The 16,933-nt window shown below is 66.0% G+C and carries 13 protein-coding genes; 8 read left to right on the top strand and 5 right to left on the bottom strand.

From position 1 onward, the window contains the following. Nucleotides 1-32: 32 nt before the first annotated feature. Nucleotides 33-878: a CmcJ/NvfI family oxidoreductase gene (locus tag ACVW1C_RS08345; protein WP_456758006.1), complete on the top strand. Its 846-nt coding sequence runs from the start codon at nt 33-35 to the stop codon at nt 876-878. A 132-nt stretch (nt 879-1,010) separates the two neighbouring features. Then, a complete protein-coding gene (locus ACVW1C_RS08340; protein ID WP_456758005.1) occupies nt 1,011-2,255 on the top strand; it encodes an MFS transporter in 1,245 nt (414 codons plus the stop codon). A 7-nt stretch (nt 2,256-2,262) separates the two neighbouring features. On the opposite strand, the gene ACVW1C_RS08335 is transcribed toward ACVW1C_RS08340, so the two are convergent. The 4 genes from ACVW1C_RS08335 to ACVW1C_RS08320 are packed head-to-tail and all read right to left on the bottom strand — an operon-like array spanning nt 2,263 to nt 5,514. After that, nucleotides 2,263-3,033, bottom strand: coding sequence for an anti-sigma factor family protein (locus tag ACVW1C_RS08335; protein ID WP_456758004.1), 771 nt, complete (start codon nt 3,031-3,033; stop codon nt 2,263-2,265). After that, entirely contained in the window at nt 3,030-3,560 is a 531-nt protein-coding gene (locus ACVW1C_RS08330) for an RNA polymerase sigma factor (protein ID WP_456758003.1), read from the bottom strand. The genes ACVW1C_RS08335 and ACVW1C_RS08330 overlap by 4 nt, the downstream gene beginning before the upstream one ends. Continuing rightward, nucleotides 3,557-5,014, bottom strand: coding sequence for a YncE family protein (locus tag ACVW1C_RS08325; RefSeq protein WP_456758002.1), 1,458 nt, complete (start codon nt 5,012-5,014; stop codon nt 3,557-3,559). Before ACVW1C_RS08325 ends, ACVW1C_RS08330 begins: the two co-directional genes overlap by 4 nt. Beyond that, nucleotides 5,014-5,514 (bottom strand): DUF305 domain-containing protein, encoded by a 501-nt coding sequence (locus ACVW1C_RS08320; RefSeq protein ID WP_456660049.1) that lies wholly within the window; start codon nt 5,512-5,514, stop codon nt 5,014-5,016. The genes ACVW1C_RS08325 and ACVW1C_RS08320 overlap by 1 nt, the downstream gene beginning before the upstream one ends. A gap of 232 nt (nt 5,515-5,746) precedes the next feature. Here ACVW1C_RS08320 and ACVW1C_RS08315 point away from each other — a divergent pair, with 232 nt between their 5' ends. From ACVW1C_RS08315 to ACVW1C_RS08305, 3 genes are all read left to right on the top strand, one after another. Next, nucleotides 5,747-7,399, top strand: coding sequence for a hydantoinase B/oxoprolinase family protein (locus ACVW1C_RS08315; RefSeq protein ID WP_456758001.1), 1,653 nt, complete (start codon nt 5,747-5,749; stop codon nt 7,397-7,399). A 6-nt stretch (nt 7,400-7,405) separates the two neighbouring features. Next, nucleotides 7,406-9,445 carry a hydantoinase/oxoprolinase family protein gene (locus tag ACVW1C_RS08310; RefSeq protein WP_456758000.1) on the top strand — a complete coding sequence of 680 codons (2,040 nt, stop codon included), beginning with the start codon at nt 7,406-7,408 and terminating at the stop codon, nt 9,443-9,445. Nucleotides 9,446-9,552: 107 nt separating this feature from the next. Beyond that, nucleotides 9,553-10,788 carry an ABC transporter substrate-binding protein gene (locus ACVW1C_RS08305; RefSeq protein ID WP_456757999.1) on the top strand — a complete coding sequence of 412 codons (1,236 nt, stop codon included), beginning with the start codon at nt 9,553-9,555 and terminating at the stop codon, nt 10,786-10,788. 164 nt (nt 10,789-10,952) lie between these two features. Here the strand turns inward: ACVW1C_RS08305 and ACVW1C_RS08300 are convergent, their stop codons facing one another. Beyond that, the gene (locus ACVW1C_RS08300; RefSeq protein ID WP_456757998.1) at nt 10,953-12,167 is read right to left on the bottom strand and encodes a mandelate racemase/muconate lactonizing enzyme family protein; all 1,215 of its coding nucleotides are present in this window, start codon (nt 12,165-12,167) and stop codon (nt 10,953-10,955) included. Between the two features lie 244 nt (nt 12,168-12,411). On the opposite strand from ACVW1C_RS08300, the gene ACVW1C_RS08295 reads away from it, so the two are divergent. The 3 genes from ACVW1C_RS08295 to ACVW1C_RS08285 are packed head-to-tail and all read left to right on the top strand — an operon-like array spanning nt 12,412 to nt 16,933. Then, nucleotides 12,412-14,850, top strand: a complete 2,439-nt coding sequence (locus ACVW1C_RS08295) for a CaiB/BaiF CoA transferase family protein (protein ID WP_456757997.1) — start codon at nt 12,412-12,414, stop codon at nt 14,848-14,850. Further along, entirely contained in the window at nt 14,850-15,926 is a 1,077-nt protein-coding gene (locus ACVW1C_RS08290) for an ABC transporter ATP-binding protein (RefSeq protein ID WP_456757996.1), read from the top strand. Before ACVW1C_RS08295 ends, ACVW1C_RS08290 begins: the two co-directional genes overlap by 1 nt. After that, a complete protein-coding gene (locus tag ACVW1C_RS08285; RefSeq protein WP_456757995.1) occupies nt 15,923-16,933 on the top strand; it encodes an ABC transporter ATP-binding protein in 1,011 nt (336 codons plus the stop codon). The genes ACVW1C_RS08290 and ACVW1C_RS08285 overlap by 4 nt, the downstream gene beginning before the upstream one ends.

The raw sequence follows: 16,933 nt of genomic DNA, 5'->3' as shown, positions 1-16,933 counted from the left end.
ATCACACGAACAATCGAGTCCGGGAGATCACCGTGGGCCTTCAAGAAACTCGCATCGAGTCGCTGCCGTTTGTGACCGCTGAGCTGAATTATCTCGCGCCGACGCCGGGCAAGCCCCGGACTTACGCTTTCGATCCGCCGCCCGGCGAACCCAAATCCACTGCACTGCCCGAAGCTCACAATGTCCCGATCTTTGACGGGCGCCTGATCGCCGACAGCTTCTCGCTCGACCGCGAGGGCTTTGCGCTGGTCAAGCATCCGACCATCGTGAAGGACTATTACGACGACAACGAAGTCCGCAACGTTTACTACCCGGCCGTCGAGGCGTTCCTCAAGGCGACGCTGAAGGCGGATCGCGTCTTCATCTTCGACCACACCGTGCGCAAGCGCGTCGAAGGTGCAGCGGACATTCGTGGCGGCGGCCCGCGCCAACCCGCGACCCGCGTCCATGTCGACCAGACCGCCGTGTCCGGCCACAATCGTGTGTTCGAGCATTTGCCCGACGAGGCCGAGCAGCTCGTCAAGGGTCGCGTCCAGGTGATCAATCTGTGGCGCCCGATCCGCGGTCCCCTGCGCGATTCACCGCTCGCGATGGCCGACGGCACCACGGTTGCCCCGGAGGATCTGATCGCCTCCGACCTGATCTACCCGAACCGCAGCGGCGAGACCTATTCGGTGAAGTACAATCCGAACCATCGCTGGTTCTACATTCCCGAGATGATGCCGGACGAGGCGATCCTGCTGAAATGCTACGACTCGGCGACCGACGGCCGGACGCGGTTTGGACCGCACAGCGCCTTCGTCGACCCGACCACGCCGGCGGATGCCGCGCCGCGCGAGAGCATCGAACTCCGCACGCTGGTGTTCCATAAGCAGTAGCCTCAAGACGTCTCCGTGAATTCGTCATGCCGGGACAAGCCCGGCCATGACGGTGGCGGTTGCGGCCAAAGTTGGCGCCATCCGCCCAATAGTGTTACGCCCGTCCCCGGATACCCGGGGAATAAGCGATTCATGGATGGCGTGGTGAAGAAGGAAGAGGCGGGGATCGGTTTCCGCGCCCTGGTTCTTGCGCTGCTGGCATTGGCTTGCGGCCATATGCTGTCGACATTGCTGCGCACGATCCCCGCGATCAGCCTCGATCTGATGGCGCGAGATTTCGGCACCTCGCCGCAGGTGCTGGCGAGCCTCACCTCGATCTATCATTTCTCCTTTGCCGCCTCGCAGATACCGGTCGGCGCCGCGATGGACCGCTTTGGCGTGCGGCCGGTGTCGCTGAGCCTTCTCGGAGGTACCGTGGTCGGGACGGTGGTTTCGGCGCTCGCCACGGGTCCCGCGAGCTTCGTGTTCGGGCAACTGATGCTCGGCATTGCCACCTCGGGCATGCTGATGTGCCCGATGACGCTGGCCGCCAAGCAGATGTCGGCGGCGAAGTTCGGCCTGTGGTCCGGCCTGATCCTCTCGATCGGCAATGTCGGCATGCTGCTATCGGCAAGCCCGCTAGCCTTCGTGGTCGATCAGTTCGGCTGGCGCGCCGGCTTCTGGGGCTCGGCCGGCTTCGGCATTGTGGTCCTGATCGCGGTGTTCGCGCTGGTGCCGCGGCAGCCCGCGGCGCATGCGGATGATTCCTCGCCGTTGCAGCAGATGGCCGAGGTGCTGCGGCTCGGCCTGTCGCGCGGCCTGCGCGGATTGATCGCGCTGTCGCTGGTGTCGCTCGGCGCCTCGCTGGTGCTGCGCGGCCTGTGGGGCGGGCCGTGGCTGATGGATGTGAAGGGTCTGAGCCGCATCGAGGCCGGCAATGTGCTCGGGCTGTTCACGCTGGCGATGATCGTCGGGCCAGCCTGCATCGGCGCGATCGATCGCAAGTTCGGACATCGCCGCACCATGGTGGCGGCAACGCATGCCGTCGCCGCGCTGCTGCTGGTGCTGATGGCCGCCGGCGCGCCGCATTTGGCGGTCTCGAACCTGCTCGGCGTCGCCGCGATGCCGGTGCAGTATGACCTGGTGCTGCTGATCCTGATCGGGTTTGCGACCTCGGCGCAGCCGCTGATCTACGGCATGACGCGGCAGCTCGTCGACACCCAGAACACCGGCAAGGCGCTGTCGTCGGTCAATCTCGCGTTCTTCCTCGGCGCGGCCCTGCTGCAGTTCAGCACGGCCGGCGTTGCGGCACTGTTCGGGCTGCCCGCGGTGCTGCTGTTCATCGCCGGCGCGCTGGTGATCGGGATCGTGCTGTTCCTGATCTATACCAAGGCCTGAACTCGGTTCAGATCGTCTGTTCTTGCTTGCGGACCTCGTTCGCAAGCGGTCTCAGCTGCTCGGCGGCACCGGGCCCCACGAGGCTATAGCCCAAGCCCCCTTCGGCCCAGGAGAAGCCGGCGACGTCGCCGCCTATATGCGGCGCCATCGGCGCGTTCTGGTCCGACGTCATCGGCCGCGTCAGCACGACCAGCCGGTCGCCGTGGTCATTGTCATACATGAACATCGCCGCGGGGCCATGGGCGGTCGGCACCACACGTCCGCCCATGAAACGATATCCCGACTTACTCAGATCAGGCAGCTTGACCGGCTGGTGCAATCGGCTGGAAACCCACGCCGCGAGTTCCGTGCTGTCGCGCAGTTCGACCGGCCGGGTGTGATCGGAGGCGTACACCTTGTAGGAGTCGCTTGCTTCCTGCGCGAGCGCGGCAAGACCGCTCGCAGGCCCGTCTGTGGCGCCACGGACCGCCCAGCCGCCGACACCGCCGATCGCAAGCATCAGCATCGCCGCGATCGCCCAACGGAACGACGATGCAGTCGAGCGGCGGCGCTTGTTCTCGATGATCCTCGACAGATTGAGTTGCGGCGGCAGCGGCTCCTCCGCGATCGGCGCGAGCGCTGAACGCAGCAGGCTACGTTGATCCGAGAAGGACGCGACGCGATTCGCCACATCCGGATGGCTCTCCAGATAGGCGGCGACCTCGGCCTGTCGCTCCGGTTCGAGCGCTTGGTCGACATAGGCGTGCAGATCGTCTTCGGAGATCGGACGACTGCTCATGGCTTGCTCCGCAACTGCACGACATTCCCCTGCTGGTTGTCCGCAGGATTCTCGAGTTCCTGCTGCAATCTTTCGCGCGCCCGCGACAGGCGCGACATCACGGTGCCGATCGGGATATTGAGCACCTTGGCCGCTTCCGCATAGCTCAAGTCTTCAACGGCGATCAGCAGCAGCACCGATCGCTGCTCGTCGGGAAGCCTGGCGAGTTTCCCGAGCACATCTTGATACATCAGTTTCTGTTCCTGCTCGGCGCTTTGTACGAACTCGTGCTCGCCCGCCTCGTCGATGGCGACATGCTTGAAGCGTGCCGCGGCGCTGCGGAACTGGTTGACAGCAAGGTTGTGCAGGATGGCAAACAGCCACGACTTTGGACTGCTGGTGTCGCGCCGCTGGTGCCAGTGAGTGACGGCGCGCTCCAGGCAGTCCTGCACCAGATCGTCGGCCGCCGCGCGGTTGCGGACCAGCGAGCGCGCGTAGCGGCGCAGCGCTGGAATCACCGGCTCGATCTGGTGCAGCATGTCGCTCATGGCGTCTGGACCTGCACGGCCGCGCCGAATTTCGACGGCTCACCGGGAGCGATGACGAGGTAGCGCCGTTCGGCCTTGGCCGAGCTTTGCACGATCTGCCGGATCGGGCCAGTCACATTGACGATCGCGGAGCCTGCCGGATTGGTCATGAAGGCGGCGAGCGGTTGCACCGTGCCGGTCCCATCCGCCTTGTCAGCCAATGCCAGGACGTAGTGCTGCTTCGGCTCGAGGCCGGTGACGGAGGCTTGCAGCACCTGGATCAACCCCTGATCGAACAGCGAGACGCTGGTCGGCGGCTTGTCGCCCCTGGCTTCGTTCCTCGGCGCGAGCGCGAGGTGCGCAACCTGGCCGGCGACGCCGAGCGGCTGCAGGTTCTGACGATCATCAGGATTCGGTGCGGCGTCCGGCACATAGGCGATGGCCTGCGGCGCCTGGCCGACCGGGATGTTGGCGATCACCTTGTTGGTCGCGGTGTCGATCGCGGCCAGCGCATCGGCATTTTCAAGGCCGACATAGACCCGCGTGCCGTCGCCGGACGGCCAGATGCCGTGCGGCAGGTTGCCGACGGCAATGGTCGCGACCTCCGCGAAGTCGTCGGTGCGAAACACCTTGACCTCGTTGGTGCCGCCGATGGTCACATAGGCGAAGGTCCCCTTTGCCGTCTTCGCGAAATTGACGTGGTTGGTGATGGGGCCGGTGTCGATCGTCTTGATCAGGTTGAACGGCGGCCGGGCGTTGAAGACCTGGGTCCTGCCGACGTCCTTCAGCGTGAACCACACCTGCGCCCCGTCCGGCGTCGCTGCGATGTTCGGGCAGAACGGGCTTTCCTGCTTCACCTTGGCGACGATCTGATGGTCGGCGACCGAGACCACGTCGGTCTCCGGATTGAACGAGGAGCAGATGTAGCCGTACTTGCCGTCGGGCGAGAATATCTGCATGCCCGGTCCCGCCGGCACCTCGATCCGCATCGTTTCCTTGAAGCTCTGCGCGTCGATCACCGAGATGTAGTTCTCGCCGCGCACGGTGACCCACACCTCCTTGCCGTCCGGCGTGAAGAACGCCTCGTGCGGCGAGCGCCCGACATAGGTGACATGCTTGACCGCGTTCGTTGCCGTGTCGATGAAGGTCACCGAATTCGAGCCGATCGAGACGATGGCGAGGGTGTGGTGGTCGGGCGAATAGCCCATGCCGTGGACCAATACCTGTCCCTTGTAGAGCGGGCTGAAATTGCCGGGCTGCGGGTCGCCGAGCCGGATCACGCCGAGCAGCTTGTTGTCGACGGGATCGGTGACCGACACCGTGTTCGAGAACTGCTCGGCGGCGTAGACGCGGTCGTGATGGCTGATCGGAATGTCGGGCGCGGACACGGCACCCGGTGCCTGACCGGCAAACGCGGATGTCGACAGCACGATCATGCTGGTGGCCAAGAGGCCCTTCACGAATGGGCTCGTCATCACTTGGTCTCCTGCTTCATCATGTCGTGGTGCATGTTCATGTGATCGTGCGTCGTCGCCGCCGGGGCGGGTTTCGGTCCGGGTTGTTGTGTCGGCGCGGGTGTCGTGTCCGTGACCTGTTCGCCGAGCGCGAGCTTCATGGCGTCGATCTCCTGGCGCTGCTCGACGATGATCTCCTGTGCGATCCGGCGCAGCCGCTCGTTCTTGCCGTAGCGGAGCTCGATCACGGCCATGTCGATCGCACCCTGGTGGTGCGGCGTCATCATCGCGACGAAATCGCGATCGATATCGCCGCTCGGCTTGGCGGCCATGTCATTCATCATCTTGGTCATCGCGGCATCGTTTTCCGCGAGGAAGGCGCTCTCATCGGCCGTCTGCGCGGTCGAGGCCGGTTGGTGCGCCTCTTGCGCGAGGGCTACTGGGGAAAGAACGACGGCAAACAGCACACGCGCGCCGAGTAGCGCGGCACCGATGCCTGGTCTAAAGAATCGCAGGATCATCACGTTCACCCTCATAGTTGGCTGGCACGGGTGGGACGCGGGGCGACGAATTCTATTCCGTCGGAGGGCGAAGATTCGTGCTAATCACGAATTACTGAACGGCGGAATAAATTCTGCGGCCCCGCGCCGCGGTTTGCGATCTGGAAGCGTCTGGTTATAAGAGGGAATTCCGGTTCCGCTCGGCCGGTTCCTCGATCCTCGCTGCGCAATCGCACGCGCCAACAAGGCCAAGATGTCCGCCAAGATCGATCCAATCACCCGCTCCGTGGTCCAGCACCGCCTGTCGTCGATCGTGAAGGAGATGGGCGAAGCCATGCTTCGCACCTCCTATTCGCAGATCCTCAACTCCAGCCGCGATTTTTCGCTGGCGATCTGCGACACCGGCGGGCGGCTGATCGCGCAGGCCGATCACATCCCGGTGCATGTCGGCGCCTTGCCGTGGGCGACGCTCGCGGTTGAGGAACGCTTCAAGGATGTCGCGCCCGGCGACGTCATCCTGCTCAACGACCCCTATCATGGCGGCAGCCATCTGCCCGATCTCACCGCCTTCGTGCCGGTGTTCGACGGCGGCAAGCGATTGCTCTGGACCATCGTGCGCGCCCATCAGAGCGACATCGGCGGCGCCACGCATGGCGCCTACAATCCGGCCGCAACCGAGATCTATCAGGAAGGAATTCGCATTCCGCCGATCAAGCTCTACGAGGCCGGCAAGCCGCGTGAGGACCTGCTCGACCTTTTGGCGCTCAACATCCGCAACCCCCGCGAATTCCGCGGCGACCTCGCGGCGATGCTGGGTGCCGCGCATCTCGGCGAGCGCCGCGTCTCAAAACTGTTCAGCGAGTTCGGTGCGGAGACGGTCGAGGCCGCGATCGAGGCCATTCTTGATGCTACCGAGCAGCAGACCCGCGCCGTGGTGTCGAGCTGGAAGGACGGCGTGTTCTACGGCGAAGCGCTGCTCGATGACGACGGCCACGGCCGCACCGACATCAGGATCGCGGCCAAGGTGACCAAGACGGGCAGCGACATCGAGGTCGATCTCACCGGCTCCGATCCGCAGTCGACGAGTTTCGTCAACTCGTCGCACGCCAACATGCAGGCGGCGGTCGCGATGGCCTTTGCCTATCTGATCGACGCCGATATCCCGAAGAACACCGGCGCGCTGCGGCCGCTGAAGGTGGTGGCGAAGCAGGGCACCATCGTGTGGGCCGATCCCGGCCGCCCGGTCACGCTGTGCACCAGCCATCCCTCCAACGAGATCGTCGAAGCCATCATCAAGGCGATGTCGGCCTCCTGTCCGGATCGCGTGATGGGCGGATGGGGCCGTAGATTCCGCATCGCGATCCAGGGCGAGGATCCGCGCAACGGACGCAACTTCATCTGGCACATGTTCCAGGCACGGCCCGGTGGCGGGGCCTCGATCGGCGGTGACGGCTATTCCTCGATCGGCGAATGGCACACCGTCGGGGGCTTGAAGTTCGGCAGCATCGAGGTGGCCGAGGTGCGCTTTCCGCTGCATTTCCGCCAGCACGAGTTCCGGCCGGATTCCGGCGGCGACGGCCAGCACCGCGGCGGGCTCGGTGTCGCGCTCGACATGGTGCTGGAGACGGCAAAGCTCGCCAAGGGCAACACCGCCGGCGACGGCGCGCGCCACGGCCCGTGCGGCATGCTCGGCGGCAAGGATGGCGAACCGCATCACTACCGGCTCCTGTCGGAAGGCCGCGCGCCGCGCGTGCTGAAGACCAAGGAGGTCGGCATCGAGTTGCGCCCGGGCGATTGCCTCGAGATCCGCTCGTCCGGCGGCGGCGGCTGGGGCCCGCCCGAGAAGCGAACGGCGGAGGCGAGGGCGCGCGACGTCGCGCAGGGTCTGGTTTCGAAAGCGGTGTAGGCAAGCATGTATACGATTGGAGTTGACGTCGGCGGCACCTACACCGACCTGGTTGCAACTGACAAAACCGGGCGCACCGTTTTCGCGAAATCGCCGTCCACGCCGGCCGATCAGTCGATCGGCGTCATGGCGGGACTTGAGGAACTGGCGCGCCGCCTCGGCGTCACCCGCGCGGCGATGCTCGCGGCAACCGATCGTCTGGTGCACGGCACCACGGTCGCGACCAACGCGCTCTTGGAACGCAAGGGCGCCAGGGTCGCGCTGCTGACCACCGAGGGCCATCGCGACGTCGTCGAGATGCGCGAGGGGCTGAAGCCGGACCGCTACGATCTGCGCACGCCGCCGCCAGAGCCGCTGGTGCCGCGCGAGCGCCGCTTCGGCGTGCGCGAGCGGCTGAAGGCCGACGGCAGCGCTGCAATTGCGCTCGATGCCGCCGCGCTCGGCGACGTCATCGCCGAGGTGAAACGGTCCGGCGCGAACTCAATTGCGGTCTGCTTCCTGCACGCCTATCTCAACCCGGCGCATGAGCTCGCCGCGGTCGAGCGGCTGGCGAAGGAGCTGCCCGATGCCAGCGTGTCGCGCTCGAGCGATGTGCTGCCGCAGATCAAGGAATATGAGCGCGTCTCGACCACGATCGTGAACGCCTATGTCGCGCCGACGGTGCGGCGCTATCTCACCAATCTGGAGCGCAGCCTGCATGAGGCGGGCTTCAAGGGCTCGCTGTTCGTCGTGCTGTCGCATGGCGGCATGGCGCCGGTGGAAGAGGCCTCGCGGCTTGCCGCGGGCACCGTGCTGTCGGGGCCGGCCGGCGGCATTTCCGGTAGCCGCCGCTGCGCCGAGATGCTCGGGATTCCCGATCTCGTGCCGTTCGACATGGGCGGCACCTCGACCGATATCTCGCTGATAGCAGATGGCGAGGCCTCGCTGTCCGCCGACGGCATCCTGGCCGGCCAGCGCATCGCATTGCGCAGCCTCGACATCGCCAGCATCGCGGCGGGCGGCGGCTCGATCGCCGGTGTCGACGGCGGCCGCACGCTGCGGGTCGGGCCGGAGAGCGCGGGCTCGGTGCCGGGCCCGGCGTGCTACGGCAATGGCGGCCTAGCTGCCACCGTCACCGATGCCAATGTCGTGCTCGGCTATCTCGATGCCGCAGCCTTCATGGGCGGCGCGCGGCCGCTCGATCGCGCGGCATCGGAAGCCGCGGTCGATCGGATCGCGCAGGCGCTCGATCTGTCCCGGATCGAGGCGGCCGCCGGGATCTACAAGATGATCAATCTGAAGATGGCCGACGGCATCCGCCTGATGACGTTGCGCCGCGGCGTCGATCCCCGCAAATTCGCGCTGCTCAGCTTCGGCGGCGCAGCCGGCATGCATGCGGCCGAAGTCGCGCGCGAGCTCGAGATCAAGCGCATCATCGTGCCGACGGTCGCTTCCGTGCTGTCGGCCTGGGGCATGCTGACCAGCGATCTGCGCTATGAGGTCAGCCGCACCCATTACGGCACGGGACGGATCTCGGCCGATGAGGTGAGGGCGCTGTTCGCCGCGCTGGAGGAGCAGGCGGCCGGCCGTTTACGCGACTGGTTCAAGGGCGACATCGCGATCGAGCGTTCGGCCGAGATGCGCTATGGCGAGCAGGTGTTCGAGATCGACGTGCCGCTCGGCGATCTCGATCTCGGCGCCGCGGACCTCGTGGCACAGATCGAGGAGCGCTTCCATCGCCGCCACGAGGAGCTCTACACTTATGCCTCGCGCGGGCAGGAGGTGGTGTTCGTCAACGCCCGCGTCGCCGCGGTCGGCAAGGTGGCGCGCGGCGGCGGCGATGCCGGCGATGCTGCGTCGGCCGCACCGTGCGCGCCACGCAGCAAGCGGCAGGCCTGGCTCGGCGCCTGGCGCGAGGTGCCGGTCTACGCGCTCGACGATCTCAAGCCGGGCCACGCGCTGGCCGGTCCCGCGATCATTGAAGCCGAAACCACCACGGTTCTGGTTGACAGCGGCGACCGCGTCGCGGTCAACCCGCTGGGCTGGCTCGACATAACATTGCGCTGAGGCTGGCCTCCGCCATCAACATTTCATTTTCCCGGCATTGGCTTGGGCGATAAGGTCGCGTCCTCGGGAGGGAGCGCCGGCTGCTGCCGGCGTTTGTGGCGATGTTGATGCAAACAAAAAGACAAACCGTGCTTCCGATATCCCTTGCCCTCGCAGCGATGCTCGCGGCGTCGCCATTGCGTGCGCAGCAAGCGCCCGAAGCGAAGACGGACAACGAGATCCGCGTCGGCAATGTCATGCCCTATACCGGACCGCTCGCCGCGTTCGCGACCATCGGGCGGGCGGAAGCGGCCTATTTCGACATGATCAACGAACATGGCGGCATCAACGGCCGCAAGATCAAGTTCATCTCGGTCGATGACAGCTCCAATCCGAAGACCGCGATCGAGCAGACCCGCGATCTCGTCGAGAGGCAGGACGTGCTGTTGATGTTCGGCTCATTCGGCACGCCAAGCAACCTCGCCGTCCGGAAGTACCTCAACGAGAAGAATATCCCGCAGCTGTTTGTCGCCTCCGGCGACGAGGAGTGGGCGCATCCGAAAACCTTTCCCTGGACCATGGGCTGGCAGCCGACCTTCCGCGCCGAGGGGCGGATCTACGCCAACTACATCCAGGCCGCCTATCCCTCGCGCAAGATCGCGGTGCTGTGGCAGAACGACCAGTTCGGCCGCGATCTGTTCCGGGGATTGCAGGAGGGGCTCGGCGACACTGCCGGCATGATCGTCGCCGATCTCGCTTTCGACGCGTCGGAGACCGCGATCCAGAACCAGATCGGAATCCTGAAAGGCTCCGGCGCCGACATCCTGGTGTTCGACGGTGCGCCGGCGATCGCGGCGCGCGCGATCCGCGCCGCCGCCGACCTCGACTGGCATCCGGTGTTCATCCTCGACAATGCATCGGCTTCGATCGCCAGCGCGTTGCGGCCGGCGGGCCTGCAGAATTCGCTCGGCGTGATCTCGACCTCGTTCCTGAAGGACGCCGGCGATGCCGCCTGGAAGAACGATCCGCAGATCAAGGCATGGGACGCCTTCATGGACAAGTACTATCCCGACGGCGACAAGGACGACATCTACGCCGTGTTCAGCTATGCCGCCGCCGACACGCTGATGCAGGTGCTGCGCCAGTGCGGCGACGACCTGTCGCGCGAGAACATCATGCGGCAGGCCGCCTCCCTGAAGGACTACCAGAGCCCGATCGCACTGCCCGGGATCGTGATCAACACCGGGCCGAAGGATTTCCGCCCGATCAAGCAGATGCGGCTGGTGCAGTTCGACGGCAACGCCTGGCAGCCGATCGGCGACGTGATCGAGAGCGCGTTCACGCCGGTGCGCGAGGATAATTGAGCACGGTGGTCACTCCATCACCGTCACCCTGAGGAGGCCGCAAAGCAGCCGTCTCGAAGCGGCGACGGCCCGACTGTGGCCTTGTACCCTTCGAGTGACCGCTGCGCGGCCTCCTCAGGATGACGGGTTAGGCGGTGCCGCCGCTCAGCTCCCTAAGTGACCACCTACTTCTTCAGCCCGTAGTTCAGCAATCCGCCCTTGCTCTGCGGCGGATGGGCGCGCAGGCCTTCCTCGTTCGGCTCGGTGCCCCAACCCGGGCGATCCGGGATCACGAGATGGCCGTCGACGAACTCCGGCACGTGGGTGAACAGCTCGTGGTCCCAGGCCAGCCGGTCGATGTCGGTCTCCATGATGCGCAGGTTCGGCACTGCCGCGCAGAAATGCGCGTTCATCATGGTGCAGAGATGGCCGTAGAAATTATGCGGCGCGACGTTCACCTCGAAATGCTCGGCGGCGGCGGCGATCTTCATCGACTGCCAGACCCCGTTCCACGGCGTGTCGATGATCGCGACATCCATCGCCTGCTCGGCGAAATAGGGGAGGAACTCGCGCAGGCCCAAAAGCGTCTCGCAGGACGAGATCGGGTGCGGGCTCTGGCGGCGGATAAGCCCAAGCGCCTGCGGGTTGAAGGTGTCGATCTCGACCCAGAACATGTCCATCTTCTCGATGGCGCGCAGGATTTTCAGATACCCTTCGGTCTTGGCGTTGAAGTTGAGGTCGAGCAGGAGATCGATATCCGGCCCCGCGCCGTCGCGGATCGCCTCCAGATGCATGCAGAGATTGCGCAGCACATTGCGGTCGACATTGATCTCGGGCTGGAACGGCGAGCCGAAGCCGGGGCGCCAACCTTGCGGCTTGCCATCCGTATAGACGAAGATATTGGTCTTCATCGCCGAGAATTTCTTCTCGCGCACCTCGGCCCCGATCGCCTTGACGCCGTCGAGATCGGTGATTGCAGGCTTGTACCAATCCGGATGATTGATGCGCCAGGTCGCACAATGCGACCAGTAGACTCGCACGCGGTCGCGGATCTTGCCGCCGAGCAGATCGTAGCAGGGCACACCGAGCGCCTTGGCCTTGACGTCGAGCAGCGCATTCTCGATCGCCCCAAGCGCCAGCGCCACCACGCCGCCGGCGGCGGGGCGCGTCGCGGCGAACAGCTCGACATGGATCCGCTCGTGCTCGAACGCGTTCTTGCCGACCACGCGCGCCGACAGCCGCTCGATCGCAGCCGTCACGCCGGGGGCTCCAAAGCCCTCGTCATATTCGCTCCAGCCGACCAGCCCGTCTGACGTCGTCACCTTGACGAAATGATAATTCCGCCAGCCGGCATCGCAGGCGAGCGTCTCGACGCTTTTGATTGTGGTGGACTTGCTCATGGTTTCCTGCCCGGCGTTTGTTGATGTTGAAGAGAGCACAATAGCGGATCGAGCAATGCGTCAACCGCACGGCGGCAGACCGTCAGCGCACGCTTGTCGCAAAGTGCTGCGGCAATCCAGCGAATTCCGTCAAGCGGAAGAAAATTCCACTTGCATCACACAGTCGGCGCGGCTTCAAGTTCACGCAACAAGAAACTGAATCAGCCGGTGGCATCGGCTGGTCATTTTGTCGCGAGGAAGCGTGATGGGCGCGTTGTCGCATCTGCGGATAGTCGAGATCGGAAGTGCGGCGGCGACGAGCTATTGCGCGCGGCTGTTCGCTGATTTCGGCGCCGATGTGCAGAAGGTCGAGCCGCCCGCGGGCGATCCGCTTCGCCGCACTGCGCCGCTGACGCCGCAGGGGCACAGCGCGTGGTTTGGGTTTCTCAATTTCAACAAGTCGAGCGTCGTGCTCGACCAGAGCGACGCGAGCGCCACGTCGCGCCTGCGTGAGCTGATTGCCGGCTGCGACATCCTGCTCGATGGGCGCGGCATCGACGCGGCCAATTGTCCCGCCGTCGATCTCGATGCGATCAAGCGGACCAATCCGGGCCTGATCCATCTCGACCTCGCCTGGTTCGGCGATCGCGGTCCCTATGCCAATTTCGCGGCGACCGACTCCACGATCCGCGCGCTGACCGGGCTCGTGAAGCTGGTCGGACCCGAGCAGGGGCCGCCGATGCACGCGCCGGACTTCCAGATCGGGATTCTCGGCGGGCTGTGGGGCTTCATCGCGGCCGCCTCGTCGGTGCTCGGCCGCATGCAGGATGGGCGCGGGAGCAGCAGCCATCTCAGCCTGTTCGAGGCCTCTATCGCCGTCACCGAATACATCATGTTCGAGGCGTTCCAGCGCGGCGACATCATGCGGCGGATCGGCGTCAACCGGTTCTGGCCGACCTTTCCGGTCGGCATCTACGAGACCAAGCAGGGCTGGCTCGGCGTCACCACGGTGACCCCGGCGCAGTGGCGCGCGTTCTGCGAGATGCTTGATCTCACCGATCTGCGCGACGATCCGACATTGGTCATGGGCGTCGACCGGTTGCAACGCGTCGCCGAGATTGAAGGCAAGATCCTGCCGAAGCTGAAGCAGCGCACCGCGCAGCAATGGTTTGCCGAGGGTCTCAAGCGCAAGATCCCGATCGTTCCGGTGCCGGAGATCGCGGATCTCATCGCCGACGAAGAAAAGCTTGCACGCGGCGCCATCGTTCCGATCACGGTCGGTGACGAGACCGGCCTTTCCGCCGGCACGATGCAACGATTGACGGGAACGCCGCCGCTGCGCGGTGGCCGCGTGCCCGATCTCGGCGAACAGCAGGTAAGGCCCGCGGCCGCGCCACGTGTGCCGGCGCCGGCACCGAAGCCGGCTCCGACCGATCGCCTGCCGCTCGAGGGCATCCGCGTCGTCGATTTCTCGATGGGATGGGCCGGGCCGATCTGTACCCGCACGCTCGCCGATCTCGGCGCCGACGTCATCAAGGTCGAGGCGACCCAGTATCCGGACTGGTGGCGCGGCGTCGACCGCCGCCCGGCCTATGTGCTGGAGCAGATGTACGAGAAGTCGGTGCGCTACTGCATCATGAACCGCAACAAGCGCGGCATCACGCTCGATCTGACCCGGCCGAAGGGGCTTGCGCTGGCAAAGCGCCTGCTCGCCGATGCCGACCTCGTCGTCGACAATTATTCGGTCGAGGTGCTGCCCAAGCTCGGTCTCGGCTACGACGTGCTGAGCAAGATCAATCCGAAGCTCGTGATGATGTCGATGTCGGCATTCGGTGCCGGCAGCGTGCATCGCGACTGCCGCGCTTACGGCTCGACCCTCGAGCAGGGCTCCGGCCTGCCAAGCGTGGTCGGTGATCCCGGCGGCCCGCCTGTGATGAGCCACACCGCGTTCGGCGATGCCGTCGGCGGCCTCAACGGCGCTGCCGCGGTGCTGACGGCGCTGATCCACGCCAGGCTGACGGGGCAGGGGCAGTTCATCGATCTCGCGCAGATCGAGTGCATGATGCCGTTCGCCGCACCCTGGATCGTGGCGCATTCGATCGGTGGCAGGCCGCCGGCGAAATACGGCAACCGGCACCCGGATTTCGTGCCGCATGGCTGCTTTCGCTGCGATGGCGAGGACAATTGGATCGTGGTCGCGGTGTCCGACGACGCGATGTGGCCAAGACTCGCGCGGCTGCTCGGCCGCGAGGATTGGGCGACGGACGCGACGCTCAAGTCGGCCGCGGGCCGGCGCGCCATCGAGGCCGAGATCGAGGCTGCGATCACGGCCTGGACCTCGGCGCGCGATGCCGATGCAGCGATGGCTGCGCTGCAGGCTGAAGGTATCGCCTCCGGCGTGGCGCGGCTGCCGATCGATCTGCTGCAGGACCCGCAGCTCCACGCCCGCGGTTTCATCCAGCAGGTCGACCGCGCCTTCATCGGCAAGCATCCGCAGCCGTCGATGCCGTTCCGCGAGGGCGATGCACCGTTTGCGATCCGCTCGGTGCCGCCGACGCTCGGCGAGCACAACCGCGAGATCCTGTCCGGCATGCTCGGCCTCTCCGATGCCGAGCTTGAGGAGCTCAGCCGCGAGGGCATTATCGGCACCGAGATGCTGATGGAGGAGCAGCTGGTGAAAGAGAAGAAGCGGGCGGCGGGTTGATGGAAGCAGGCCAGCCGGCACAGCGCAAGGCGGAGGGTGCGCGCGACGCCGCGCGGCCGCTGCTGTCCGTGCGCGGGCTCGGCATTCGTTTCAGGACCGCGCAGGGCATCTGGCAGGCGACGCGGCGGATCGATTTCGACATCGCGTCCGGCGAGCGCGTCGGCATCGTCGGCGAGAGCGGCTGCGGCAAGACCATCACCGGCCTGTCGATCCTGCGCCTCTTGCCGGGCAATTTTGCCGGGCTCGACGGCAAGATCCTGTTCGACGGCACCGATCTCGCCTCCTGCAGCGCGCGGCAGATGCGCGCGATCCGGGGCAAGCGGATCGCGATGATCTTCCAGGAGCCGATGAGCGCGCTCGATCCGGTCTTCACCGTCGGCCACCAGATCGCGGAGACGCTGCGCGTCCATACCGATGTCAGCTACGAGGCAGCACGTGCCAAAACGCTGGAGATGCTCCGCCGTGTCGGCATCGCTTCGCCGGAGCGGCGGATCGACGACTATCCGCACCAGCTCTCCGGCGGCATGCGCCAGCGCGTGATGATTGCGGCGAGCCTGATCTGCGGGCCGCAGCTGCTGATCGCGGACGAGCCGACCACCGCGCTCGACGTCACCGTGCAGGCGCAGATCCTCGAACTGCTGCGCGACATCAGCGAGACCTCGAAAACCGCGCTGATGCTGATCACCCATGATCTCGGCGTCGTCGCCGAGACCTGCACGCGGATGATCACGATGTATGCCGGCGAGGTGATCGAGGACGCCACCGTCGACGAGGCGCTGGTGCGGCCGCTGCATCCCTATACATCGGGCCTGTTGCGCTCGCTGCCGCATCTGAGCCCGCGCCACGGCCGGTTGCCGTCGATCCCGGGCCGGGTGCCGTCGATCGCGGAGATGCCGGCCGGCTGCCGCTTCCGCGCCCGCTGCGCCCATGCCGCCAAGGGCTGCGAGGCCGAGCAGAAGCTGCAGGACGCCGGCGGCGGCCGCAAGGTGCGCTGCTGGCGCTTTGCCGAGCTCAATTTGCCGGGCGCGCTGCATCCGCCCGATGCGCCGGCTGCTGCGAAGGTCGCGACGCAATGACCGCAGCATCCGCTGAACAGCGCGGCGAGCCCATCATCTCGGTGCGCGACCTCCAGGTCCGCTTCCAGACCTCGGACCGTCGCGCCACCGTGAAGGCGGTCGACGGCGTCAATTTCGACGTCCGCCGCGGTGAGACGTTTGGCATCATCGGCGAATCCGGCTCCGGCAAGACCACGATCGGCCGCGCGCTGGTGTTCCTGTTGAAGCCGAGCGCCGGCGCCATCCTGCATGACGGCATCGACCCAACGGCGCTGCCGCGCCAAGAGTTCCAGAGCCATCGCCGCGACTATCAGATCATCTTCCAGGATCCGAACGCCGCGCTGAATCCGCGCATGACGATCCTGGCCTCCGTGCTCGAGCCGCTGCAGCTTGCCCGCGTCGGCAGCCTCGCCGAGCGCGAGCGGCTAGCGCGGGAGGCGCTGGAGCGCGTGGGTCTGCCGCAGGAATTCGGCGAGCGCTATCCGCACCAGCTCTCCGGCGGCCAGAAGCAGCGCGTCGTGATCGCCCGCGCCCTGACGCTGAAGCCGAAATTGATCGTCTGCGACGAGGTGGTGGCCGCGCTCGACATGTCGATCCGCGGCGATGTGCTCAACCTGTTTGCCGATCTGCAGCGCGATCTCGGGCTGACCTACGTCTTCATCACCCATGATCTCGCCGTCGTCTCGCATATCAGCGAGCGCGTCGCGGTGATGTATCTCGGCCGGTTCGTCGAGCTCGGGCCGACCGAGGAGGTCGCCGAGCGCCCGCTGCACCCCTACACGATCGCATTGCTTTCGGCCGAGCCGCGGCCGCGGCCGTCGTCGATGCGCGAGGCGCAGCGGATCGTGCTGCAGGGCGAGGTACCGAGCCCGATCGATCCGCCCTCGGGCTGCCGCTTCCGCACCCGATGCCCGCATGCGCAGCCGCTCTGCACCGAGCGTGTGCCGGAGTGGCGCGAGTTGAAGCCCGATCACTGGGTGGCCTGCCATTTCGCCGACCGCCCGAATTTTTCGAATACCGGAGGATGA

It is taken from the genome of Bradyrhizobium sp. USDA 4011, assembly GCF_054063415.1.
The sequence above is the reverse complement of the archived record's forward strand: the minus strand, read 5'-3'. Positions and strand labels throughout refer to the sequence as shown.